This window comes from Stenotrophomonas sp. 2694 (assembly GCF_040548715.1).
Classification (GTDB): Bacteria; Pseudomonadota; Gammaproteobacteria; order Xanthomonadales; family Xanthomonadaceae; genus Stenotrophomonas; species Stenotrophomonas indicatrix.
In genome coordinates this window covers 22,814-45,283 of record NZ_JBEPSG010000006.1, presented here as the reverse complement: position 1 = coordinate 45,283, position 22,470 = coordinate 22,814, and the positions used below count along the sequence as shown (strand labels likewise).

Here is a 22,470-nt window from a genome sequence, read left to right as displayed (position 1 = left end):
ATGCCCTTTCCGCCACCGCCAAGGCTGCTCATGGACGCTACCACGCCTTCCCGCCGCTTCTGGATCCTCAACGCGCTGGCGTGGTCAGGCTATGCGACGTACAGCCTGTGGCTGGGGGTGCGTATCGGCGGCGGTACGCTGTTCAGCGGCGTGGTGTTGATCTCCCTCAGCATTGCCGTTTCCCTGTGGTTGTGCAGCGGCGCGCTGCGTTCGGTCGCACTGCGGCAGCGCTGGTGGGATGGCAGTCTGGGCAGCCTGGTGTTGAAACTGGCAACTGGCGTGGTGGTCGGTGCCAGCATTGCACAGGCGCTGACGGCGGCGTTGTTGTTGCCGGCGCTGGCCATGGGCTGGGTGCAGTTGCCCGGTGGGCGTGCCGACTACCAGCTGTCGTCGGTCGTGCTGTACTGGATGAACACCGCCCTGTTCCTTTTGATGTGGACGGGACTGTGGGCGGGCCTGCATGGCTTGCGCCGCGCGCGCCACAGCGAGCTGGCGCGATTGCGCGTGGAGGCGGAGCGCAGCGCCCTGGAGCGCGATGCGTTGCGTGCGCGGCTGAATCCGCATTTCATGTTCAACGCATTGAACAACCTGCGAGCGCTGATTCTGGAAGAGCCCGAGCGTGCCCGCGACATGGTCACCCGCCTGTCGCGCACGCTGCGCCACGCGTTGGCCCACAATCGCAGTGAGCAGGTGACCCTGGCCGAGGAACTGGAAGTGGTCGACGACTATCTGGCCATCGAGGCGATCCACTTCGAACAGCGCCTGCAGGTGCGGCGGGAGATCGCCGCAGAGGCTGTGCAGGCACAACTGCCTGCGATGGCACTGCAGCTGTTGGTGGAGAACGCGATAAAACATGGCATTGCCAGCCGCGCTGGCGGCGGCGAGGTACATATCCGCGCGTCGCTGGACGATGACCTGCTGCGCCTCCAGGTGGACAACCCGCTCTGCACTGGCAGCGAACCTGCGCAAGGGCATGGTGTGGGACTGGCCTACCTGCGCGCGCAGCTTGGCACGCGCGGCCGTTTCACCCTGCAGCCGCTCGGCGACCGCATGCAGGCGCTGCTGGAGATTCCGCAATGACGGCCGTGCTGCGTGTGCTGATTGTCGATGATGCACGGCTGGCGCGGCAGGAGCTGCGGACGCTGCTGTCGTCGCTGCCATGGGTGCAGTGCGTGGGCGAGGCCGACGATGTGCCTGCTGCGCGCGAGGCGATCGCCACGCTGGCGCCGGACCTGGTGCTGCTGGATGTGCAGATGCCCTCCGGTACCGGCTTCGATGTACTGGACGGGTTGGAAAGGGTGCCCTCGGTGGTGTTCGTCACTGCCTACGACACCTACGCAGTACGCGCGTTCCGGGCCAATGCACTGGATTACCTGGTGAAGCCGGTGGAAGCGCCGCGACTGCTGGAAGCGCTGGAGCGTGCGCGTCATCATGCGGCGTTGGATACCGAACCTCCCACAGTGCACGGCACGCTGGGTGCGCAGGACCAGGTGTTCGTGCGCGAAGGCGAGCGCTGCTGGTTCGTGTCCATTGCCGAGATCCGTCGGCTGGTGGTGGACGGCAACTACACGCGGCTGTGGTTCCGCGACCAGAACGCATTGCTGGCCCGCAGCCTGAGCGCGTTGGAAGCACGCTTGCCATCGGACCTTTTCTTTCGTGCCAACCGCAACACGCTGGTCAACCTGCGGCGCATTCGCGCGGTCACGCCGAGCATTGGCGATGGTTACGATCTGGCACTGGATGATGGCAGTGAAGTGGAGGTGTCGCGGCGGCAGGCACGGGAGCTGCGCGAGCGGATGGCGCTGTAGCCGCCGATCCTACAGTTCCGCGCTGACCGGGCTGGTCACGAATCCCCACAGCAGCCGCGCCATCACCGCAGGTGAGCGTGCCTGCGCGCGGGAGTAGGCCAGCAGTGCATCCAGCCTTGGACGGTCGTAGAGGTGGCCGGCCAGCAGCACCGCATGCACGCGCCGGCTGTTGCCGATGTCCAGCAGAGGATTGCCGTCCAGCAGCACCAGGTCGGCCGCTTTGCCGACCTCGACACTGCCATGCCGGGCCTGCAGGCGAAGGTGCTGTGCGGCGTGCAACGTGGCTGCGCGCAGCACGTCGGCCTGGCTGAGTCCGGCCTGGTGCAGCAGTTGCAGTTCATCGTGATAGCGGAAGCCGCCAAGCCCGGTGTCGGTGCCCACCAACACCGGAACACCGGCGCGGTGCGCAGCACCGGTCAGTGCCAGGCCATGATTGAAATAGGCGTGCAGTGCGCGCTCGCCACGTTGGCCTGGATGGCGGGTGACCGTGGCCTGCAGGTCGTCGCGCCAGGCCCAGCGCGAAAGCGGATCGAGGTACGCCAGTCGCGGATCATCGATGAAGCCCGGATCGCGCGCGCGGGCATCCTCCTCTCGGGTGACATGAGTGGGCACGAAGGCGCTGCCGCTGGCCTGCATCAGCGCGAAGGCGGCCTTGCACCTTGCAGGCGCATAGCTGTCCACCAAGTGCTCGGCCAAGGCTGTCGGGTCTTCACCTTCCAGCGTCCCGCTGCGCCATGCAGCTGCGGAGCCGGAGCAGTGGCGAACGAACAGATGCGCGTGTTCAAAGCTGTGCTGTCCGGCCTGCAGTGCCTCTTCCAGCGCCACCGCCCTGGGCAGGTGGCCCACCAGTGGACGATGCAGTTGCCGCGCCTCGGCAGCCAGCCGTTGGTAGGTATCCGGGCGCAGCCGGTTGTAGACCTTCAGTGCATCCACGCCGCGCTCGGCGTACTCACGCGCGCGACGGACGGCGTCCTGTGGTGCCAGCGCAGGGTCTTCGAAGTAGAAGCTTGCCACCTGCACGAATCGCGGCGCGGTCAACGTGCCAGCGATGGCCTGTGCGTTCCAGCGACGCTTGTCAGCGACGCAGGCGATCAGCGGATCGGTCGGCTGCGGGCAGTCCATCATGTCGCGGGTGCCGGTGATGCCGTTGGCCAGCATCAACGGGAACTGCAGTTGCGGAGACAGCTGCAGTGCGTGGGTATGCATGTCCCAGAAGCCAGGCAGCAGCCAGCGGCCACCGGCGTCGAATACGTGCAAGGTGGCGTCGTGGGGGCCATTGCCGATGGCGATGATGGTGCCGTTGCGCACCGTTACAGTGGTGGGCGCGCTGGCAACGCCGTTCTGCACGTCCACCACCCGCGCATTGATGATCACCCGGCTGTTGCCGACATCGGGTGGCGGCGGCGCTGGCAACGGCCAGATCAGGGCGGCAGCGAACAGCAGGGGCGGAGCGAGAAGCACAGCCGCTACTGCCTTCAGCAGAGGCCGTTGGTGTGATCGAGGGGAAGGGGACGACGCGCGTGCTGCATCCATGAACCTGCAATCCCTACGGTGGGTCGAAGGCAGGGTGGGGCAAGTCCGGTTCGGATGCCAGTGACTCTCGGCCTGCTCCCCTTGCACCGCCGGTGGCGGTTACCCTGTGCAGCGGATTCTTCGATCACACCGCGCCATGTCCATCGTCCTCACCGATTTCGCCCGCCCCCGCCTGTTCCCGCGCGTACCGCGCGGCAACACCATCCAGGACTGCAGCGCCGAGCAGTTCCAGGCGCATCTCAACGCGCACCCGCCGCTGAAGGTGCTCGACGGCTACGCACCATTCTGCAAGCTGTTCGTCTATGAAAACTGGACCAGCACGCGCTGCCTGACCGTGCCGGTCACCGACGCCAACCGGCACCTGCTGCGCAGCGGCTACGAGGCGCGCAACCGTGAGGAACTGCCGGTGCTGGTGCGCTGGTTCGAGGGCGTGGAATCGCCACGGGCCAATTACCTGGTGGTGATCCTGTACAGCGCCGAGCAGCTGGCCAAGGAGGGTTCACCCATCGATGCGGACTGGGGCATCGTCGGCTGCATCTATACCGCCGAGCCGGAAGAAGTGCCGATGGCGCCGATCACCATGATGCGCAATGCGCTGGGCGTGGAGGAGGGTGGTTCGGGCGTGCCGCTGGACCGCGAAGCCTATCAGCGCGCGGTGGCGTTCTGGGAGAACAACGCCAACTGGCGGCCGTGAGAACACAGCATCGCGATGCGCGTCAGCGCACTGCGATGTGAAATCCGCTGCGGCCACCGCGGGATACGATGCTGTTTCCATCACAGCAGGAAGCAACGATGACGATCAGAACGTGGATGCCGTTGGCGGTGGCGCTGGGCGCCTTGCTGGGTTCAGCCGAGAGTTCAGCCCAGCGTTACGATGCCAACGCCGCATGCGGTGGATTGAGCAACGCGGCATCGATCCAGGATGTGGGCGTCAGCAGCATGGAGGCGCGTGCCCAGCAAGGGCGCTGCACGCTGCACGTCGTGGCTGCGGATGCGGAAGCGCTGGTGCGCCAGCAACGCATGCTGGAAGCGGTGTCGATGGCGGTATGCAAGGCCGCTGCGGAACCTCAGCCGTCCGCGCAGCCGCTGTCACTGGTGCTGCGATTCCCTGCGCGCTGCCCGCTGTCGTCCAAGGCGACACTGTTCCCTGCGGCCAGCGGCAACTGGAGGCGTGAATTCCCCGAGTACCCCTCTGCGGCTGTACGTGACGGGTTGCAGGGCAAAGTGCAGCTGAAGGCGCTGGTGAACGGGGACGGCAGGATTGTCGCGGCCGTGGTACGCGTGTCCAGTGGTCACGCGGTGCTGGACGCGGCAGCGGCCAAGGGGCTCCGCTCGTGGGCCATGCAACGCGACGCGCAACAGCCCGCGTTGCCCGCCATGAGTGTGATGGACGTGCCGGTGACCTTTGCTCTCAACGAATGAAGGATGTGCTCTCCTGGCTTTCGTAGCGGGAGCCGGCACAACCAGGCTTGGCGTGGATCCGCCTTCGCAGTAGAGCCACGCCACGCGTGGCTTCAATCAAGGGCGAGCAAGGTCCACTCCCACCACGGGTAGTGGTACTCACGGTCGGTGGCATCCCAGTGCTGGCCGCAGCAGGTGCAGGCCACCCGATGGCGGTCGCCCCAGCCATCCTCGGCCACGCCCTGTTCCAGCAGCCGCACATGCCCCTGCTCGATGAGCCGGCGTGGGTCGAAGAACAGGTAATCCGGATACAGCGCGCACAGGCAGCCTTTGCGCTCACGCCAATAACGCAGGCGGCGCAGTGCCGCTTGCAGGTGCACATCGTTGCTGACCAGCGCACCGCCAAGCTGCACGCCCTGGCAGGCCTGCTCGATCCGCTCGGTCTGCGGCGCCAGCGCATCCAGCGTCGTAGCGCTGAACAACCGCGCCAGGCTGCTGCTGGCGGCATGGATACGACTGGCATCGCGCGACAGCAGGTCCCGCAGCAGCACATCGGCCTGCGGGTCGTCCAGCCGCGGTGGCGGCGATGTGGACCAGGGCCAGCGCATCAACGGGGCCTGCCGATCGCGGCGTAGAGGCCGCCGGTCAGGTGCAGCAGGTCGGCCGGGGCCAGTTCCACTTCCAGGCCGCGGCGGCCGGCGCTGACATGCAGCGTGGGCAGCACCTGCGCGCTGGTATCGAGGAAGGTGCGCAGGCGCTTCTTCTGCCCGAGCGGACTGATGCCGCCGACCAGATAGCCGGTTGCGCGCTGCGCGGCATCGACGGCGGCCATCTCGCACTTCTTGCAGCCGGCCGCCTCGGCCAGTGCTTTCAGATCAAGCTGGCCGGCCACCGGCACGATGGCAACGAGCAGTTCGTGCGTTTCGGTGCTGGCCAGCAGGGTCTTGAATACCTGTGCCGGGTCCAGGCCCAGCTTTTCGACGGCTTCGCCGCCATAGGATTCGGCATGGGCATCGTGCACGTAGCTGTGCACGGTATGGGCGATCTTCTCGCGCTTGAGCAGGTTGATGGCCGGGGTCATGGGCGTATCGTAGCGCTCCGCCCGGGCATTGCCTTGACCGAGGCTATTGCCGCACCCTGCGATACTGCACGTCGGCTTTCCCAGGCTCCAGCATGCGCGCACCCGCTCACCTCCACGACCTGACCTTTGACACCGAAGTGGCAGCGGGCCCGTATCCACCGCAGGGTTTTCTGCCGATCGCCGAAGGCGCGTTGGGCAACGGCGATTGCTTCGGGCTGTACTGGCCATTGGGGCGCGAAGGCGCATTGCCGCTGGTCTGCGAGATGTTCCATGACGAGGGCAGGATGGTCTACAGCCATTCTTCGCTGGACGTGTTCGTGCACTGGTTGGGCATCAATCGCGCGCTGGACGAGGATGCGTGGGATGACGACGAGTGGGATCCGCGCGCGCATGATGTGGACGACGCAGACTCGCCTCTGCGGCTTGTCGAGTTGGCGCAGGGACATGTAGCCGCAGGCGAGCCCGCCGCTGCGATCCCACTGCTCGACGCCGCAACTGCGGCTTTTCCAGACCTGCAGAAGGGCTGGGCCATGCTCGCTGGCCAGCACATGCGGTTGCGCAATGCCGAGCTGGCGGTGCGCGCGGCGCGCTCGGCCGTGCTGGCCAACTGGGCCTTTGGCGTGCCCGAAGCCGGTGTGCTGCGCATCCTGAAATCGGCGCATGCTGGTGCGGATCCGGTGGTGGCGATGGCGCAGCAGATGGGCTTCGCCTTTGGCGGTGCCAGGAACAACCCGGACTATGCGTTGATGCAGGCCTGCATCGATCGGTGTTGGCAGATCGGCGATAGGGAGGCGGCACTACGGTTGTCGCACAACCGCTGTTACGTGATGGCCGCCGAGACGGTGTCATTCCAGGAGCGCGAGCGCTTTGATCTGCCCGCGTGGCAGCTCGCGTTCCGCGAACAGTGCCGCCTCGCCCTCGGCGACGACCGCCAGCGCATGCAGTAGAGCCACGCCGCGCGTGGATACCGAACCGGACGACAGGATCCACGCTGTGCGTGGATCCGATCCATCGCAGATCAGCGCGACAGCGGCTGCTGTGCCTGTGCCTGTTCCTGCGCCTGTCGTTGTGTCTGTTCGGTGTTCAACGCTTCGCTCTGGCGAGTGCTGGATGGCAGATCCTGGCTGACCGCCTGCGCAAGGTCGATGTAGGTGCGATGCGCGGCAGGATCGCCCAGCTGGCCCTGCACCGCGAATACACCCTGGCCGTCGGGGCGCGCCACCACGGTGTCCACCTGTGACATGCCGACAAGCTTGGACTCGTAGGCAACCTGTCCAGCGGCATTCTCCAGCTGGCCGCGGTCATGGAACAGCGGCGATAGTCCACCTTGGCTGCGCTGCTGTTCCAACGTTTCCAGCTTTTCCACGACCTGCTGGTAGCGCGGATTGTCGGCGTGCCCGGGCGTGGCCATGCTCGGTGCTGCTGATTCGGCCTGCTGATGCTGCTGGCTTGCCGCCTCCAGCGCACCCAAGGTGCCGCTGCCGGCTTTGCCGTCCACCGTCAGCTGATGATCGCGCTGGAACTGCTGGACCGCCTGCAGGGTGCCCGGGCCAAAGTGACCGTCGGCCACCAGCGGTGCACCGTTCTTGCCCGTGTAGCCGAGGTCGGCCAGCTTCTGCTGCATGGCCTGCACCTCATCGCCCTTTGCGCCGTTCACCAGCACGCCACTGCCAGCCGACGCACCGGGTGTGCTGGGCGAGCCGTGCGAGGGGGCATGGGTTGGGGTGATGCCCAGCTGGGTCATGGCCGTGTCGAAGCGTTGATCGCGGCTGGTCACGGCCGCAGGCGACTGGATGCCGAATTTGGTCGCATCGACGAAGGTCTGCACGTCGGCCCGGCTTGGTGGATCGCCGGCCTGGACGGTACCGCCCTGCAGCTTCTCCGCGTTGCCGGCCAGATAGCTGATGAACTGCGGGCCCATGCTGCCGAACTGGTTGTCATAGTCGGCCATGGCCAGCTGCAGTTCCGGGTTTGCCACGATGGCATCGGCGGCGGCCGGGTTGGTCGCACGCACCTTGGCGATGGCCTCGTCGACGCGCTCGATGGCGCTGTCCAGCTTGGCGTTGGTGAGCTGGTCGATGTTGGCCTGCGGAATGGCCTGCAGCTTGGCGTCGAGCGCGGCCAGCTGCTGTGTGCTCAGCCCCCCGTGCTGGGACAGCAGTTCGATGTCACCGTTGGTGAAGCCGTTGTCGCGCAGGAAGCGCCTGGCCTGGGGGTTGCCGCCGACGTCGAACTGCACCAGACCGAACGAGTAGGCGCTGGTGCCCTCCTGGGCGTATGAGAAATGGTCCAGGTGGCGGGTGTTGCCGCCCAGTTCGGTGTTGAGGAACAGCGTGGACAGCTGTTCGCGGGTGAGAGTGGAATCCGTTGCCATGGTCATCGTCCTTCAATGAGGAAAAGGGAGCCGTGCCCGCCCGGCTGATGTCAGCCGGCGCAGTGCTGCTGGGTGAAGCCGAGCAGCTGGCGGGTGGCCTCGGTGCCGTAGGCAGCCGGTGCCGGTTCGATGGCAAACTGGCCGACCATCTGGTTGCTGCACAGCTGCACGTTGCGCTTGCCGCTGGCTGTTTCCAGGGTGCAGTTGGCCGCCAGCAGGGCGTTGTGGCCGGCGCCGATGTTGGTTGCCGCCGTGCAGCCCAGCAGGCTGCCTTTTTGGCCGTTTTCACCCAGCAGCGTGTTGAAGGTCGCCAGCTGGCTGTTGGGGTCGCGCAGCACCAGCATGTCCACGCACTGCTGCTGGCCGTCGGGCACTTCGCAGGCGTCCTGGTCGACCAGACCGTCGCGCGTGGCCGACAGTACCTTGAGGCGGTCGGCAGATACCTGTTGCAGGCAGTGCGCGTCGCTGCACAGGTCGCGCGTGTGCTGGATCCAGCGCTGCTGCTCGGCCTGCAGCTTGGCCTTGCCGGCGGCATCGAGGGTTTGGCTTGCGGCGGCTTCGGCCTTGGCCAGCTCGCCTTCCTGCTTCAACAGGGCGGGGTCGTTGCAGATCAGGGTCTGCACCGGCGATGCCGGATTGGCGCAGGCGGTGCTGCCGGCGGCCGCTGCCGGGGCGCTGGCCACCTTGCCGTCGGTGTTGGCCTGTTCGGTGGCGGCTGCAGGCGTCGTGGCCTGGGCTTCACCGGAGGGCGGGGTGCAGGCGGCCAGCAGGGCCACCCAGCACAGGGTCATGAGGGGCTTGATGGCCCGGGTCATACGTTCACTGCTGCGCTGCATGTCTATCCTTTGATGTCTGCGTCCTGGCGCATGGCCTGCGGGCGGCAGGCATGGGGCGAACCATGGAACGGGGGTGCCGTGGCGGCCGCGCGGCGGGCTGGGCATTGCAACATCCCGCGCCGGGGCCGTTGGCGGGAACAGAGCGTAGCAAGCGACTGCTTAGGGCTCTGTGACAGGGCGCGCGGAACGCGGCGGCGGGTGCCCGGATGCAGAACGGGCGCCCGAAGGCGCCCGTCCGTGTGCATCCGTTGCTGGGGTCAGCGCCCTTTCCTGCGGAAAGGGATCCGACCCCGCGCACGGCATCAGTAGCGGTAATGATCCGGCTTGAACGGACCTTCCACCGGCACGCCGATGTAGTCGGCCTGTTCCTGGCTCAGGGTGGTCAGCTTCACGCCGATCTTTTCCAGGTGCAGGCGGGCCACTTCTTCGTCCAGCTTCTTCGGCAGCAGGTACACCTTGTTCTCGTAGGTGCCCTTGTTGGCCCACAGGTCGATCTGGGCCAGGGTCTGGTTGGCGAACGAGTTGGACATCACGAAGCTCGGGTGGCCGGTGGCGCAGCCCAGGTTGACCAGGCGGCCTTCGGCCAGCAGGAAGATCGCATTGCCGTTGGGGAAGATGTACTTGTCCACCTGCGGCTTGATGTTGACGTGCTTCACGCCCGGGAAGGCGACCAGCGCATCGACCTGGATCTCGTTGTCGAAGTGGCCGATGTTGCAGACGATGGCCTGGTCCTTCATCGCGCTCAGGTGCTCGATGCGGATGATGTCCTTGTTGCCGGTGGTGGTGACGTACAGGTCGGCACGGCCCAGGGTGGATTCGATGGTGTTGACCTCGAAGCCTTCCATCGCCGCCTGCAGGGCGCAGATCGGATCGATCTCGGTGACCACCACGCGCGCGCCGTAGGCACGCAGCGACGCGGCGCAGCCCTTGCCGACGTCACCGTAGCCGCAGACCACGGCGACCTTGCCGGCCAGCATCACGTCCATCGCGCGCTTGAGGCCATCGGCCAGCGACTCGCGGCAGCCGTACAGGTTGTCGAACTTGCTCTTGGTGACCGAGTCGTTGACGTTGATCGCCGGGATCAGCAGGGTGCCGGCCTGGGCCAGCTGGTACAGGCGGTGCACGCCGGTGGTGGTTTCTTCCGAAACGCCCTTCCAGTCCTTGACCACGCGGCCCCAGTAACCCGGGCGCTCCTTGGCCACGCGCTTGAGCAGGTTCTTGATGACCTGCTCTTCGTGCGAAGCAGCCTTTTCGTCGACCCAGGTGCTGCCGTTCTCGAGCTCGTAGCCCTTGTGGATCAGCAGGGTCACGTCACCGCCGTCGTCGACCACCAGCTCCGGGCCGGTCAGGGTGCCGTCGGGCAGGGTGAAGGTCAGCGCGTCCAGGGTGCAGTCCCAGTACTCTTCCAGCGACTCGCCCTTCCAGGCGAACACGGGGGTGCCGGTGGCGGCGATCGCCGCAGCGGCGTGGTCCTGGGTCGAGAAGATGTTGCACGAAGCCCAGCGCACGTCGGCGCCGATGTCCTTCAGGGTCTCGATCAGCACCGCGGTCTGGATGGTCATGTGCAGCGAGCCGGTCACGCGCACGCCCTTCAGCGGCAGCTCGGCCTGGTACTTGCGGCGGATGGACATCAGGCCCGGCATTTCGTGCTCGGCGATGTCCAGTTCCTTGCGGCCCCAGTCGGCCAGGGTGATGTCGCGGATCTTGTAGTCGCCTTCAGTGGAGAAGGTCTTGGCAACAGCATTCATGCAGTAGCTCCGGTTGTGGGCGAGCGGATGCTCGCATCTGGCCGGGCGCCGTTGTTGCAAAGCCACCTGGCCGAGCCTGGCCGGTCTCAGGGATCCGGTCGCAGCGCCCCTCGGCAGGGGAGGATGCCCATTATATCGCGCCTCCGCTGTGACACGGCGATGACCCAACCATCGGCAGATGGGCGGAGGTGCATGGCCTGTTAAGGTCGAGGGCTTCACGCAGCGAACAGGTGGAACAATGATGAGCACGCACGCACGCCGCAACCGGCGCTTGACTGGCCTGGTCCTGTCGATGGCCCTGCTGGCGGTGGTCCCGCAGGCCTGGGCTGCGGCACCGCAGACGGCCGCGGCGCAGGCGCAGGGCGTGGCCGGTTACGAGCTGCCCTCGGCCGCACTGCAGGCCGTGGTCGACGCGCCGCGGGCGCCGTCGCTGTTCCTGTCGCCGCGCCGGGATGTCGCCGCGCTGATGCAGATGCCGTCGCTGCCGTCGATCCAGGTGGTGGCACAGCCGGAGCTGAAGCTCGCGGGTTTGCGCATCAATCCGAAAACCTTTTCCGACAGCCGCTTCAGCTTCGGCCAGAAGCTGTGGCTGATGAATGTGGCCGACGGCAAGGAGCGGCAGATCAGCGGGTTGCCGGCCTCGCTGTCGATCGCCAGCCTGACGTGGTCGCCGGACCAGAAGTGGCTGGCCTTCAACCAGGTCGATGCCGCTACCGGGGCCAATGAGCTGTGGCTGGTGGACGTGGCTGGCGGCAGCGCCCGTCGCCTGGTCGCCGGCCTGAACACCGTTCTGGGCAGTGGCTACCAGTGGTTGCCGGACAGCCGTGGCCTGGTGGTGTTCACCCGCCCGGCCAACCTTGGCGCCGCCCCGGCTGCAGATGGCATCCCGACCGGCCCGGCCGTGCAGCAGACCGGCCAGGGCGGTGGCGTGGTGTCCATCCGCACCTACCAGGACCTGCTGAAGAACGAGGCCGACGCGCGCCAGTTCGATTACTACGCCACCACCCAACCGATGGAAGTGGGCCTGGACGGGCAGAGCCGTGCCATCGGTGCGGCCGGCATCTTCATGGGTTTTGCGGTGTCGCCCGACGGCCGCTTCGTGCTCAGCCAGCCGGTGCAGCGTCCGTACTCCTACGTGGTGCCGCTGAGCAGCTTCCCGCGCCGCATCGAAGTGCTCGACCGCAGCACCGGCAAGCTGGTGCATACCGTGGCCGTACGGCCGCTGGTGGAAGGCCTGCCGACCGGCAACGATGCCGAAGTGACCGGCGTGCGTGACATCAGCTGGCGCGGCGATGCCGATGCCACCCTGGTCTGGGCCGAAGCGCAGGATGGTGGCGACCCGAACCGGGAAGCCAAGGTGCGCGATGCGGTGTTCATGCAGGCCGCACCGTTCGACACGCCGCCGGTGACCCTGGCCCAGCTCGGCAGCCGCTATGCCGGCATCAGCTGGGGCCGCGGCGACCTGGCCCTGCTCAACGAATCGTGGTGGAAGACCCGCCGCAGCAAGACCTGGCTGATCGCACCGGACAACGCCAGCGCCGATGCCAGGCTGCTGTGGGATCGCGACGCGCAGGACCGCTACGCCGATCCGGGCCGCCCGCTGATGGCCAGTGATGACCGCGGCCGCTCGCTGCTGCAGACCACCGCTGATGGCGGCAGCCTGTACCTGGCCGGTGCCGGTGCATCGCCGGAAGGCGACCGTCCGTTCGTTGATCGCTTCGACGTGGCCAGCGGCAAGGCAACCCGCCTGTTCCATTCGCAGGCACCGACCTACGCCGCGCCGGTAACGCTGCTGGATGCGCAGGCCAGTTCGCTGCTGATCAGCCGCGAGAGCCCGGACGAGCCGACCAACTTCTACGTGCAGTCGCTGACCGACACCAACGCCGCACCGCGTGCGCTGACCCATTTCGCCCATCCGCTGCCGCAGCTGAAGGGCGTGCAGAAGGCGCAGATCCGCTACAAGCGCAAGGACGGCGTGGACCTGACCGCGACCCTGCTGCTGCCGCCGGGCTACGACCCCAAGCGCGATGGTCCGCGGCCGCTGCTGATGTGGGCCTACCCGGGTGAGTTCAAGAGCGCGGCGGCCGCCAGCCAGGTGACCGATTCGCCGTACCGCTTCAACGCCATCAGCTACTGGGGCCCGCAGGCGTTCCTGGCCAAGGGCTATGTGGTGCTGGCCAGCCCGTCGATGCCGATCATCGGCGAAGGCGACAAGGAACCCAACGACACCTACATCGAACAGCTGGTGGCCAATGCGCAGGCCGCAGTGGACGAGGTGGTGCGGCGTGGCGTGACCGACCGCGAGCACATCGCCATCGGTGGCCACTCCTACGGTGCGTTCATGACCGCCAACCTGCTCGCGCACACCCGCCTGTTCAAGGCCGGTATCGCGCGCAGCGGCGCCTACAACCGCACGCTCACCCCGTTTGGTTTCCAGGCCGAAGAGCGCAACTACTGGCAGGCGCAGGACGTGTACCAGAAGATGGCGCCGTTCAATTACGCCGACAGGATCAAGGATCCGATCCTCTTCATCCACGGCGTGGACGACAACAACTCGGGCACCTTCCCGATGCAGAGCGAACGCATGTTTGCCGCAGTGAAGGGGCTGGGCGGTACCGCCCGCCTGGTGATGCTGCCGAACGAGTCGCATGCCTACCGCGCACGCGAATCGATCATGACGATGCTGGCTGAAAGCGAGCGCTGGCTGGAGCAGAACCTCGGCCCGGTGCAGCAGGTCAAGGCCAAGAAGACGCGCTGACCAGTGCTGGTAGTGCCGGCCGCTGGCCGGCAACCTCATGGACCTGCGCAACGTGAGGTTGCCGGCCAGCGGCCGGCACTACCAGATGAAACCATTTCTGCAGCGCAGCACGGCACGCGTTCTGGTTTAGGCTTGGGGTCTGGATCCGTTGACCGAGGCCTGTGCGTCGCCGATGAACGAGTACCGCAGCAGTATCGAATTCGCTTCCCCTGATCTTCCCTTGCGTGACGACGTGCGCCGTCTGGGTGCACTGGTCGGTGACCTGCTGGTCGAGCAGGTATCGGCCGCCTTTCTCGATGACGTCGAGGACGTGCGCACGCGTGCCATTGCCCGCCGCGAGAACCAGGCGCCGCTGTCCGAGCTGGCCGACGGCCTGGCCGGGCGTGAACCGCAGCAGGCCGAGACCATGGTGCGCGCGTTCAGCACCTACTTCCAGGTGGTCAACATCGCCGAGCGCGTGCATCGCATCCGCCGCCGCCGCGACTACCAGCGCGCCGTTGCGGCCGCACCGCAACCCGATGGCCTGCAGGATGCCCTGCAGCACCTGAAGGCGCAGGGCGTTGGCCTGGATGAACTGGCGCAGTGGCTGCCACGCATCGATATCGAGCCGGTGTTCACCGCGCACCCGACCGAAGCGGTGCGCCGCGCGCTGCTGGAGAAAGAGCAGCTGATGGTGGCCAGCCTGGTCGACAACCTCGACGGCCAGCGCACGCCGGGTGAAGCGGCCGCAGACGCTGCACGCTTCCGCATGGCGTTGACCGCCTCGTGGCAGACCACCGATTCCTCGCCTGTGCGCCCGACCGTGGACGACGAACGCGAGCACGTCGGCTTCTATCTGGTGCAGGTGCTGTACCGGGTGATCCCGGTGCTGTACGAATCGCTGCAACAGGCACTGCGCGATACCTATGGCGCGGAACTGCCGCTGCCGCGCCTGCTGCGTTTCGGCACGTGGGTGGGCGGCGACATGGACGGCAATCCCAATGTGGATGCGCACACCATCCGCAATACGCTGGATGCACAGCGCGTTGCCGTGCTGGGCCGCTATCAGAAGGAACTGCTGCAGCTGGCCAGCCTGCTCAGCCAATCCACCGAGCGGGTGGGGGTGAGCGATGCCCTGCAGGCGCGTGTCGCGCATTACCAGCAGTTGCTGCCGCAGGTGCAGTCGCGGCCACGACATGCCGACATGCCGTATCGGTTGCTCAACGATCGCATGCGCGCACGCCTGCAGGCCACGCTGGATGATGCCGACGGCGCCTATGCCGGCCCGGACGAGCTGATCGACGACCTGCAGCTGATCCTCGACAGCCTGCGCGCGAACCGGGGCGAACATGCCGGCGGCTTCGCGGTGCAGCGCCTGTTGTGGCGGGTGAAGACCTTCGGTTTCCATCTGGCGAGGCTGGATGTGCGCCAGGAATCGAGCGTGCATGCGCGCGCGCTGGCGGCAGTGCTGGGGGGCGATGCGGCATGGGACGCATTGGATACAGCGGGTCGCGCACGCCTGCTGGCACCGCATGCCAGTGGTGAAACACCATTGCCTGTTGGCGATGATGAGGGCAACCAGCGCTTGGATGCAGTGTTCGCGGCCTTGGCCGATGCTCGTGCGCGGCATGGTGGCGACGCGCTGGGCAGCTACATCATCTCGATGGCGCACGACCGTGGCGATGTGCTGGCGGTGCTGGCCCTGGCACGGCGTGGCGGCCTGGTCGATGACGCCGGCCACGTGCCGCTGGATATCGCGCCGCTGTTCGAAACCGTGGACGACCTCAAGCGCGGCACCGCGACGCTGCGCGATCTGCTGGCCGATCCGGTGTACCGCGCGCACCTGCGTGCACGGGAGGACGTGCAGATGGTGATGCTCGGCTATTCGGACAGCAGCAAGGATGGTGGCATTGCCGCATCACGCTGGGGCCTGCAGCGCGCACAGGTGGAGCTGCTGGAGGTGGCCGCCGAAGCGGGCCTGCGCCTGACCTTCTTCCATGGCCGCGGTGGCTCGATCAGCCGCGGTGGTGGCAAGACCACGCACGCGGTCGATGCCTCGCCACGCGGCAGCATCGATGGTCGCCTGCGGGTGACCGAGCAGGGCGAGGTGATCCACCGCAAGTACGGCATCCGCGCGCTGGCATTGCGTTCGCTGGAGCAGGCCACCGGTGCGGTGCTGCGCGCCAGCCTGCGCCCGCGTGCCGCCGAACCGCGTGAGGATGATTGGCGGCCGGTGATGGACGTGGTCGCCGGTTCCAGCAGCGAGGTCTATCGGGCGTTCGTCGGCCAACCGCGTTTCATGGACTACTTCCGTACCGCCACGCCGATCGATGTGATTGAACGGATGACGCTGGGATCGCGGCCGTCGCGCCGGCTCGGCCAGGATGCGGCCTTGACCAACCTGCGCGCGATTCCGTGGGTGTTCGCCTGGAGCCAGGCGCGCGCGGTGATTCCGGGCTGGTATGGGGTCGGCAGCGGCCTGCAGGCGGCCGCCGACGCCGGCCATGAAGCCACGTTGCGTGAAATGGCGCGGGACTGGCCGTTCTTCCGCACGTTCCTGGATGACATCGCGATGGTGCTGTCCAAGGGGGATATCACCATCGCCGAACAGTTCTCGCGCCTGTCCGGCGAGCTGCACGATGCGTTCTTCCCGCAGGTCGAGCGCGAACTGGAGCTGACCCGGCACTGGCTGCTGGCGCTGATGGAGCAGCAGACCCTGCTGGACCACGACGCGCGGCTGGCGCTGTCGATCCGCCTGCGCAATCCCTATGTGGACCCGATCAGCGTGCTGCAGGTGGACCTGCTGCAGCGCTGGCGCGAAAGCGGACGCGAGGACGACGACCTGCTGCGTGCGCTGGTGGCCTGCGTGAATGGTGTCTCGCAGGGCGTGCAGAACACGGGGTGATGCGCATCCGCCGGGCATGGCCCGGCGAATTCGCAATGGTAGTGCCGGCCGCTGGCCGGCAACCTCGCAGCAGGCAGGCTACTGCAGTTGCCGGCCAGCGGCCGGCACTACCGGTTTGCCAGGTGCCGAGCCCGGTCGGCCCGCTTTCATTCTTCCGGTGACGGCGGATTGGACGCCAGCAGTTCCAGATGCCGCTGCTCCATTTCCTGCCGAAGCTGGCGGCGGATCAGCGCTGCGGCCTGCCGGCGCTTTTCATCCGAACTGGCCGGCTGCAGCGATGGAACCGGCGTCGGCCGGCCGTCCTCGTCCACCGCCACCATGGTGAAGAAGCAGCTGTTGGCGTGGCGCACGCTGCGCTTGAGGATGTCCTCGGCCACCACCTTGACGCCGATTTCCATCGACGAGGTACCGGTGTAGTTCACCGAGGCCAGGAAGGTGACCAGTTCGCCCACCGCGATCGGCTGGCGGAACACCACCTGGTCCACCGACAGGGTGACCACGTAGCGGCCGGCATAGCGGCTGGCGCAGGCATAGGCGACCTGGTCGAGCAGGCGCAGGATCGCGCCACCGTGGACCTTGCCGGAGAAATTGGCCATTTCCGGCGACATCAGCACGGTCATGGACAGCTGGTGGGATTTGAGTTCGGTCGACATGGGGCGATTGTATCGGCAACCACCGGCACTACCATCTGCCGGCCAGCGGCCGGCACCCTCATGATGTGCGCAAACCGATGCATGGTTGCCGGCCAGCGGCCGGCACTACCGAAAGCAGAAGGGCCGCTTGCGCGGCCCTTCGTGTTTCTTACTTCAGCTTCGCATCGGCGCGCAGGGCGGCGGCGCGATCGGTCTTCTCCCAGGAGAAGGCCGTGGCGTTGACGGTCTCGCCTTCGCCGTTGATGTAGCTGAACTCCTTCGGCTTGCGGCCGAAGTGGCCATAGGCCGCGGTCTGCTGGTACATCGGGTGGATCAGGTCCAGCATCTTGATGATGCCGTACGGGCGCAGGTCGAAATGCTTGCGGATCAGCTTCTCGATCTTGTCGTCGCTGATCTTGCCGGTGCCGAAGGTGGTGACCGAGATCGAGGTCGGCTCAGCCACGCCGATGGCGTAGGAGACCTGCACTTCGCAACGGTCGGCCAGGCCGGCGGCAACCACGTTCTTGGCGACGTAGCGGGCAGCGTAGGCGGCCGAACGATCGACCTTGGACGGATCCTTGCCGGAGAACGCGCCACCACCGTGACGAGCCCAGCCGCCGTAGGTGTCGACGATGATCTTGCGGCCGGTCAGGCCGCAGTCGCCCACCGGGCCGCCGATCTCGAACTTGCCGGTCGGGTTGATGTGGAACTTGGTGCCCTTGTGCAGCCACTTGGCCGGCAGCACCGGCTTGATGATCTCTTCGCGGACGGCCTCGATGAGGTCCTTCTGCTTGATGCCCGGGGCGTGCTGGGTCGACAGGACCACCGCGTCGATGGCCGAGACCACGCCGTTTTCATAGCGCAGGGTGACTTGGCTCTTGGCGTCCGGACGCAGCCAGGACAGCGGCGAGTTGCGCTTCTTGCGGATCTTGGCCTGCTGCTCGACCAGGCGGTGCGACAGGTGGATCGCCGCCGGCATGTAGCTGTCGGTTTCGTTGGTGGCATAGCCGAACATCAGGCCCTGGTCGCCAGCGCCCATTTCTTCCGGCTTCTTGCGGTCAACGCCCTGGGCGATGTGCGGGGACTGCTTGCCGATCAGGTTCAGCACGCCGCAGGTGGCGCCGTCGAAGCCGACGTCGGAGCTGTCATAGCCGATGTCCACGATGACCTTGCGGGTCAGCGCTTCCAGGTCGATCCAGGCGCTGGTGGTGATTTCGCCGGCAACGATGGCAACGCCGGTCTTGACCATGGTCTCGCAGGCCACGCGGGCGCGCTGGTCCTGGGTCAGGATCGCGTCCAGCACCGCATCGGAGATCTGGTCGGCAACCTTGTCCGGATGGCCTTCAGAGACCGACTCGGAGGTGAAGAGGTAGCTGGACATCAGGCTTAATATCCTTTGATTCGGATGGAAAGATGGGCGCGAATGATACACGGGGTGCGCCGCCTGTGCATTGTGAACCTGTATGGGTTGCCGGTGGTTAAGGTGTTGTGCCCGGCAGGGCAAGGCTTGGCGGGCATTGCGGCGGCATCGTGCACAGGCAGTGTTCCACTGGCGTGACCATTGCCGCCCCCGCCGGCACCCGTTGGGCCTGCCCAGGCGCCGTCATCATTCTGCCGCCAAACCGCCATCTGGCTGCCGCCTGCCGGGCGCAGGCTCTCGGCCAACCCGGCCGCCGGGCAGGAGGGGACACGCCATGCAGGAACTCGAACAGCGTCTGCAGCAACGCTATCCCGACTGGTTCCATGGCCGTCGGGGCCAACTGGCCCGGCCCCTGCTGCGCAGCGTCGGGCGCTGGTCACGGCTGGACCGGATCGAGGCGTTCCTGCGCCGCAATGCCAACGTGCGCGGTTTCGACTTCGTCGCCGCCGGACTGGAGTTCATCGAGGGTCGCTACCACGTGGACCCCGCCGCGCTGGCGCGGATCCCCGCCACCGGCCGCCTGTTGATCGTGGCCAACCACCCTTCCGGCGCGCTGGATGCGCTGGCGTTGCTGGATGCGGTTGGCCGCATCCGCCGTGACGTGCGGATCGTGGCCAACGATCTACTGGGCGCGATCGGGCCGCTGCAGGACCTGCTGCTGCCGGTACGCATCCTCGGCGGCAAGGTCCAGCGCAGCAGCCTGCAGGCGGTTGAGCAGGCGCTGGCGGCCGAGCAGTGCGTGATCGTGTTCCCGGCCGGCGAGGTCTCGCGGCTGTCGCTGCTCGGCATCCGCGATGGCCGCTGGCAGCGGGGGTTTGTCCGCTTTGCCCGCGCCGCCGCCGCACCGGTACTGCCGGTGCGGGTGGAAGCGCGCAATTCGGCGCTGTTCTACGGCGCATCCACCCTGTTCAAGCCGGCCGGTACGGCACTGCTGGCACGGGAGATGTTCGCCCGCCGCGGCCGGCCGCTGCGGCTGCGCATCGGCGAACCGATGCAGCTGGGGCAGGGTGATCCCGGCGCGCAGCTGCTGGCGGTGCGCCGCGCGGTATATGCGCTGGGGCGCAGCACAGCGCTTGCCGAAGGCTGCCCGGCAGGGCCCGAGCCGCTTGCCGCGCCGGTGCCGCCTGCACAGGTCGCCGCTGCGATTGCCGCCGCCACCGTGCTGGGGCAGACCGCCGATGGCAAACAGATCCTGCTGGCCAGCTGCACGGCCGATTCGCCGCTGCTGCACGAGCTGGGGCGGCTGCGCGAACTGACTTTCCGCCAGGTGGGCGAGGGCACTGGGCGCAGTCGCGACCTGGATGACTTCGACCTGCACTACCAGCACATCGTGATCTGGGACGGCACCGCCCAGCGCATCGCCGGTGCCTACCGGATCATGCGGGGCGCGCAGGCGCTGGCGCGCCGGGGCTTGGCCGGGCTCTACAGCGCTTCGCTGTTCCGCTATTCCGACGACGCCATTCCCCGCATTGCCGAAGGCCTGGAATTGGGACGCAGCTTCGTGGTGCCCGATTACTGGGGCAGCCGCAGCCTGGATTACCTGTGGCAGGGCATCGGCGCTTACCTGCAATGCCAGCCCGGCATCCGCTACCTGTTCGGTGCGGTGTCCATCAGCGCCGCGCTGCCACGCGATGCGCGGGAGCAGCTGGTGGCCTATTACCAGCGTTACTACGGCGTGGCCGATGGCCGGGTGCAGTCGAACCGGCCGTTCCAGTACTTCGCCGCGCCACCGTGTTTCGGCAACCTGGATGCGGCGGCTGCCTTCGACGTGCTCAAAGCCAATCTCGCCGCGCTCGGTACCGGTGTGCCCACCTTGTACCGGCAGTACACAGACCTGTGCGAACCCGGCGGTGCACGGTTCCTGGCGTTTGGCGTCGATCCGGATTTCAGCGACTCGATCGACGGCCTGATCGAAGTCGACCTGCACGCGATCCGGCCACACAAGCGCAAACGCTATCTGCGCGATGCGGGGATGCCGGCATGAGCACGCTGGCGAACCTGGCACCGCATCGTCGCGCCGTGTTCGTCTCCGATGTTCATCTCGGGTCGCGGCATTGCCACGCCACCGAGCTGGCGCGTTTCCTCGGCACCCTGCGCTGCGAGCGCCTGTATCTGGTCGGCGACATCATCGACCTGTGGTGGATGGCACACCGACGCGCCAACTGGCGGCAGTCGCACAGCGAGGTCATCCTGGCCCTGCACGCGCTGCGACGCGCCGGTACCGAGATCATCTACATCCCCGGCAACCACGACGCCTCGCTGCGCCAGGTGTGCGGCCTGATGCTGCCGGCGATGCAGGTGCGCCGCCGTGCGATCCACACCACCGCCGATGGCCGCCGGCTGCTGGTGGCGCATGGCGACGACTATGACGGTGTCACCCACTTCGGTGGCCTGCAGGAGCGGTTTGGTGACTGGCTGTACTACCGCATCCTCACCGGCAACCATCTGTTGAATGCGGTGCGGCGCCGACTCGGGATGCGCTACTGGTCGCTGTCCGAATTCCTGAAACGGCAGAGTGGTGCCGCTGAACGCTACATCGAGCGCTTCGTGCAGGCCGGCCTGGACGATGTTCGCCGGCGAGGCCTGGATGGCATCATCTGTGGGCACATCCACCGCGCCGCACTGATCGAACGCGACGGTCTGGTCTACGCAAATGACGGCGACTGGGTGGAGAGCCTGACCGCGTTGGCCGAGGACCACGACGGCGCCATGCGGCTGCTGGACCACAACGGGCGGACGTTGGTGGAGCTGCCGGGAGCACGGTTGTCGCAGGCGGCGTGATTCACAGCTGCAGGGACAGGCCCACGCGCGGCTGCGGCCGCACTGGCAGCTGACTGACGCGCCGCCGGGCAGGAAACCGCCGCTGCACGGAGATCGCCAAGCCGCTAGCATCGGCCGATGGACTCATTGACCCAGATCGTTCTTGGCGGCGCCGTCGCTGCCGCCATCGCCCCGCCTGGACACCGCCGTGCCGCCCTGCTGGCCGGTGCCGCGCTCGGTACCCTGCCGGACCTGGATGCCCTCTGGCTGGGCTTTGCCGCCGCCGACCCGGTGGCGAACATGACCGACCATCGCAGCTTCAGCCATTCGCTGCTGGTGCTGCCGTGGGTGGCCGCGCTGATCTGGTGGCTGTTCAAGCGCTTCGGCAACGGCCGGGTGGCGCAATCACCGCTGCGCTGGTTCTGGGCGATCCAGCTGGCGCTGGTCACCCATCCGGTGCTGGATGCGTTCACTGTCTACGGCACGCAGCTGTGGTGGCCGTTGCAGCCACATCCCGCGATGGGCTCGAGTGTCTTCATCATCGATCCCGGCTACACGGTGTGGCTGCTGCTGGGCTGCGTGCTGGCGTGGTTTGGCCGCGCGCGACCGTGGGTGGGCAAAGTGCTCGGCGTTGCGTTGCTGCTCAGCAGTGCGTACCTGGGCTGGGGGCTGATCGCCAAGGCACAGGTCGACCGCGCCGCGCAGCAGAGCCTGGCCGCGATGGGCCTGGGCGACGCGCCGCGGTTCTCGGTGCCGATGCCGTTCAATACCCTGTTGTGGCGGGTCGTGGCGATGACCCCGAATGGCTACGTGGTCGCTGACCGCTCGCTGGTGGCCGACCACGGGCCGATGCGTTTCGAGGGGCATCCGTCCAACGTGCAGGCCTTGCGCGAAGCGGCGGGAATTCCGGCAGTACGGCGCCTGCAGTGGTTCAACCGTGGCTTCATGCGCGCACAGGTGGTGCAGGGCAGGCTGGTGCTGAGCGACCTGCGCATGGGGCTGGAGCCGGACTACACCTTCAATTTCGCGGTGGCCGAGCAGGTTGATGGCCAGTGGCGCGCGATCGTGCCCGAGCAGTTGCGGGTGGACTACAGCAGCCCGGCCGCGCGTGCCGATGCCGGCCGCCGGTTGTCGGCGATGTGGCAGCGCATCTGGCACGAACCGGAGGCGGCGGACGGCGCCGCCGCGCACCCGTAGATTCACGCCACGGCCCATCAGCCCAGTAGATCCACGCC

The 22,470-nt window shown here is 67.1% G+C and carries 18 protein-coding genes and 1 riboswitch; of the genes, 10 read left to right on the top strand and 8 right to left on the bottom strand.

Features of this window, described 5'->3' with window-relative positions; translation table 11 throughout:
- The first annotated feature begins 30 nt into the window (after positions 1–30).
- Both ABIA73_RS09580 and ABIA73_RS09575 read left to right on the top strand, forming a co-directional pair.
- Entirely contained in the window at positions 31–1,080 is a 1,050-nt protein-coding gene (locus ABIA73_RS09580) for a sensor histidine kinase (RefSeq protein WP_354275709.1), read from the top strand.
- Positions 1,077–1,808: a LytR/AlgR family response regulator transcription factor gene (locus ABIA73_RS09575; RefSeq protein ID WP_025876558.1), complete on the top strand. Its 732-nt coding sequence runs from the start codon at positions 1,077–1,079 to the stop codon at positions 1,806–1,808. The genes ABIA73_RS09580 and ABIA73_RS09575 overlap by 4 nt, the downstream gene beginning before the upstream one ends.
- A 9-nt stretch (positions 1,809–1,817) precedes the next feature.
- Here the strand turns inward: ABIA73_RS09575 and ABIA73_RS09570 are convergent, their stop codons facing one another.
- Positions 1,818–3,341: an amidohydrolase family protein gene (locus ABIA73_RS09570; protein ID WP_025876556.1), complete on the bottom strand. Its 1,524-nt coding sequence runs from the start codon at positions 3,339–3,341 to the stop codon at positions 1,818–1,820.
- 136 nt (positions 3,342–3,477) lie between these two features.
- On the opposite strand from ABIA73_RS09570, the gene ABIA73_RS09565 reads away from it, so the two are divergent.
- Both ABIA73_RS09565 and ABIA73_RS09560 read left to right on the top strand, forming a co-directional pair.
- Positions 3,478–4,035: a DUF3228 family protein gene (locus ABIA73_RS09565; protein WP_025876554.1), complete on the top strand. Its 558-nt coding sequence runs from the start codon at positions 3,478–3,480 to the stop codon at positions 4,033–4,035.
- Between the two features lie 98 nt (positions 4,036–4,133).
- Positions 4,134–4,763 (top strand): energy transducer TonB, encoded by a 630-nt coding sequence (locus ABIA73_RS09560; protein WP_158684100.1) that lies wholly within the window; start codon positions 4,134–4,136, stop codon positions 4,761–4,763.
- A gap of 92 nt (positions 4,764–4,855) precedes the next feature.
- On the opposite strand, the gene ABIA73_RS09555 is transcribed toward ABIA73_RS09560, so the two are convergent.
- Positions 4,856–5,350 (bottom strand): hypothetical protein, encoded by a 495-nt coding sequence (locus tag ABIA73_RS09555; RefSeq protein ID WP_313282570.1) that lies wholly within the window; start codon positions 5,348–5,350, stop codon positions 4,856–4,858.
- Positions 5,350–5,823, bottom strand: coding sequence for a Cys-tRNA(Pro) deacylase (gene ybaK, locus ABIA73_RS09550; protein ID WP_154879384.1), 474 nt, complete (start codon positions 5,821–5,823; stop codon positions 5,350–5,352). The genes ABIA73_RS09555 and ybaK overlap by 1 nt, the downstream gene beginning before the upstream one ends.
- A gap of 92 nt (positions 5,824–5,915) precedes the next feature.
- On the opposite strand from ybaK, the gene ABIA73_RS09545 reads away from it, so the two are divergent.
- The gene (locus ABIA73_RS09545; RefSeq protein ID WP_354275708.1) at positions 5,916–6,770 is read left to right on the top strand and encodes a hypothetical protein; all 855 of its coding nucleotides are present in this window, start codon (positions 5,916–5,918) and stop codon (positions 6,768–6,770) included.
- A 71-nt stretch (positions 6,771–6,841) separates the two neighbouring features.
- Here ABIA73_RS09545 and ABIA73_RS09540 read toward each other — a convergent pair whose 3' ends face one another.
- The 3 genes from ABIA73_RS09540 to ahcY form a co-directional block, all read right to left on the bottom strand.
- The gene (locus ABIA73_RS09540) at positions 6,842–8,197 is read right to left on the bottom strand and encodes a peptidoglycan-binding domain-containing protein (RefSeq protein ID WP_238582240.1); all 1,356 of its coding nucleotides are present in this window, start codon (positions 8,195–8,197) and stop codon (positions 6,842–6,844) included.
- A gap of 50 nt (positions 8,198–8,247) precedes the next feature.
- A complete protein-coding gene (locus ABIA73_RS09535; protein WP_354275707.1) occupies positions 8,248–9,033 on the bottom strand; it encodes a lysozyme inhibitor LprI family protein in 786 nt (261 codons plus the stop codon).
- Positions 9,034–9,335: 302 nt separating this feature from the next.
- Positions 9,336–10,781, bottom strand: a complete 1,446-nt coding sequence (gene ahcY / locus ABIA73_RS09530) for an adenosylhomocysteinase (protein ID WP_025876541.1) — start codon at positions 10,779–10,781, stop codon at positions 9,336–9,338.
- Positions 10,782–10,817: 36 nt separating this feature from the next.
- Positions 10,818–10,899: riboswitch (S-adenosyl-L-homocysteine riboswitch) on the bottom strand.
- Between the two features lie 123 nt (positions 10,900–11,022).
- Between ahcY and ABIA73_RS09525 the strand changes: the two genes are divergently transcribed.
- Together ABIA73_RS09525 and ppc are read left to right on the top strand one after the other, a co-directional pair.
- A complete protein-coding gene (locus ABIA73_RS09525) occupies positions 11,023–13,539 on the top strand; it encodes a S9 family peptidase (RefSeq protein ID WP_354275706.1) in 2,517 nt (838 codons plus the stop codon).
- A gap of 172 nt (positions 13,540–13,711) precedes the next feature.
- Entirely contained in the window at positions 13,712–16,423 is a 2,712-nt protein-coding gene (gene ppc, locus ABIA73_RS09520; RefSeq protein WP_059066033.1) for a phosphoenolpyruvate carboxylase, read from the top strand.
- 146 nt (positions 16,424–16,569) lie between these two features.
- Here the strand turns inward: ppc and ABIA73_RS09515 are convergent, their stop codons facing one another.
- Both ABIA73_RS09515 and metK read right to left on the bottom strand, forming a co-directional pair.
- Positions 16,570–17,076, bottom strand: coding sequence for an acyl-CoA thioesterase (locus ABIA73_RS09515; protein WP_025876535.1), 507 nt, complete (start codon positions 17,074–17,076; stop codon positions 16,570–16,572).
- 148 nt (positions 17,077–17,224) lie between these two features.
- Entirely contained in the window at positions 17,225–18,436 is a 1,212-nt protein-coding gene (gene metK / locus ABIA73_RS09510) for a methionine adenosyltransferase (protein WP_025876533.1), read from the bottom strand.
- Between the two features lie 313 nt (positions 18,437–18,749).
- Between metK and olsF the strand changes: the two genes are divergently transcribed.
- The 3 genes from olsF to ABIA73_RS09495 all read left to right on the top strand — a co-directional run bounded on the left by olsF (position 18,750) and on the right by ABIA73_RS09495 (position 22,432).
- Entirely contained in the window at positions 18,750–20,459 is a 1,710-nt protein-coding gene (olsF, locus tag ABIA73_RS09505) for a bifunctional ornithine lipid synthase OlsF (protein ID WP_140227973.1), read from the top strand.
- Positions 20,456–21,256: a UDP-2,3-diacylglucosamine diphosphatase gene (locus ABIA73_RS09500; RefSeq protein ID WP_025877846.1), complete on the top strand. Its 801-nt coding sequence runs from the start codon at positions 20,456–20,458 to the stop codon at positions 21,254–21,256. Before olsF ends, ABIA73_RS09500 begins: the two co-directional genes overlap by 4 nt.
- A gap of 117 nt (positions 21,257–21,373) precedes the next feature.
- Positions 21,374–22,432, top strand: a complete 1,059-nt coding sequence (locus ABIA73_RS09495) for a metal-dependent hydrolase (protein WP_279208924.1) — start codon at positions 21,374–21,376, stop codon at positions 22,430–22,432.
- The last annotated feature ends 38 nt before the right edge of the window (positions 22,433–22,470 follow it).

Coding starts and splice junctions, on each gene's coding strand:
- ABIA73_RS09545 (WP_354275708.1), top strand. CDS start 5,916: ATGCGCGCACCCGCTCACCTCCACGACCTGACCTTTGACACCGAAGTG.
- ABIA73_RS09525 (WP_354275706.1), top strand. CDS start 11,023: ATGAGCACGCACGCACGCCGCAACCGGCGCTTGACTGGCCTGGTCCTG.
- ABIA73_RS09535 (WP_354275707.1), bottom strand. CDS start 9,033: ATGCAGCGCAGCAGTGAACGTATGACCCGGGCCATCAAGCCCCTCATG.
- ppc (WP_059066033.1), top strand. CDS start 13,712: ATGAACGAGTACCGCAGCAGTATCGAATTCGCTTCCCCTGATCTTCCC.
- ABIA73_RS09580 (WP_354275709.1), top strand. CDS start 31: ATGGACGCTACCACGCCTTCCCGCCGCTTCTGGATCCTCAACGCGCTG.
- ABIA73_RS09565 (WP_025876554.1), top strand. CDS start 3,478: ATGTCCATCGTCCTCACCGATTTCGCCCGCCCCCGCCTGTTCCCGCGC.
- ahcY (WP_025876541.1), bottom strand. CDS start 10,781: ATGAATGCTGTTGCCAAGACCTTCTCCACTGAAGGCGACTACAAGATC.
- ABIA73_RS09495 (WP_279208924.1), top strand. CDS start 21,374: ATGGACTCATTGACCCAGATCGTTCTTGGCGGCGCCGTCGCTGCCGCC.
- ABIA73_RS09560 (WP_158684100.1), top strand. CDS start 4,134: ATGACGATCAGAACGTGGATGCCGTTGGCGGTGGCGCTGGGCGCCTTG.
- ABIA73_RS09500 (WP_025877846.1), top strand. CDS start 20,456: ATGAGCACGCTGGCGAACCTGGCACCGCATCGTCGCGCCGTGTTCGTC.
- ABIA73_RS09570 (WP_025876556.1), bottom strand. CDS start 3,341: ATGGATGCAGCACGCGCGTCGTCCCCTTCCCCTCGATCACACCAACGG.
- ybaK (WP_154879384.1), bottom strand. CDS start 5,823: ATGACCCCGGCCATCAACCTGCTCAAGCGCGAGAAGATCGCCCATACC.
- ABIA73_RS09555 (WP_313282570.1), bottom strand. CDS start 5,350: ATGCGCTGGCCCTGGTCCACATCGCCGCCACCGCGGCTGGACGACCCG.
- metK (WP_025876533.1), bottom strand. CDS start 18,436: ATGTCCAGCTACCTCTTCACCTCCGAGTCGGTCTCTGAAGGCCATCCG.
- ABIA73_RS09575 (WP_025876558.1), top strand. CDS start 1,077: ATGACGGCCGTGCTGCGTGTGCTGATTGTCGATGATGCACGGCTGGCG.
- ABIA73_RS09540 (WP_238582240.1), bottom strand. CDS start 8,197: ATGGCAACGGATTCCACTCTCACCCGCGAACAGCTGTCCACGCTGTTC.
- olsF (WP_140227973.1), top strand. CDS start 18,750: ATGCAGGAACTCGAACAGCGTCTGCAGCAACGCTATCCCGACTGGTTC.
- ABIA73_RS09515 (WP_025876535.1), bottom strand. CDS start 17,076: ATGTCGACCGAACTCAAATCCCACCAGCTGTCCATGACCGTGCTGATG.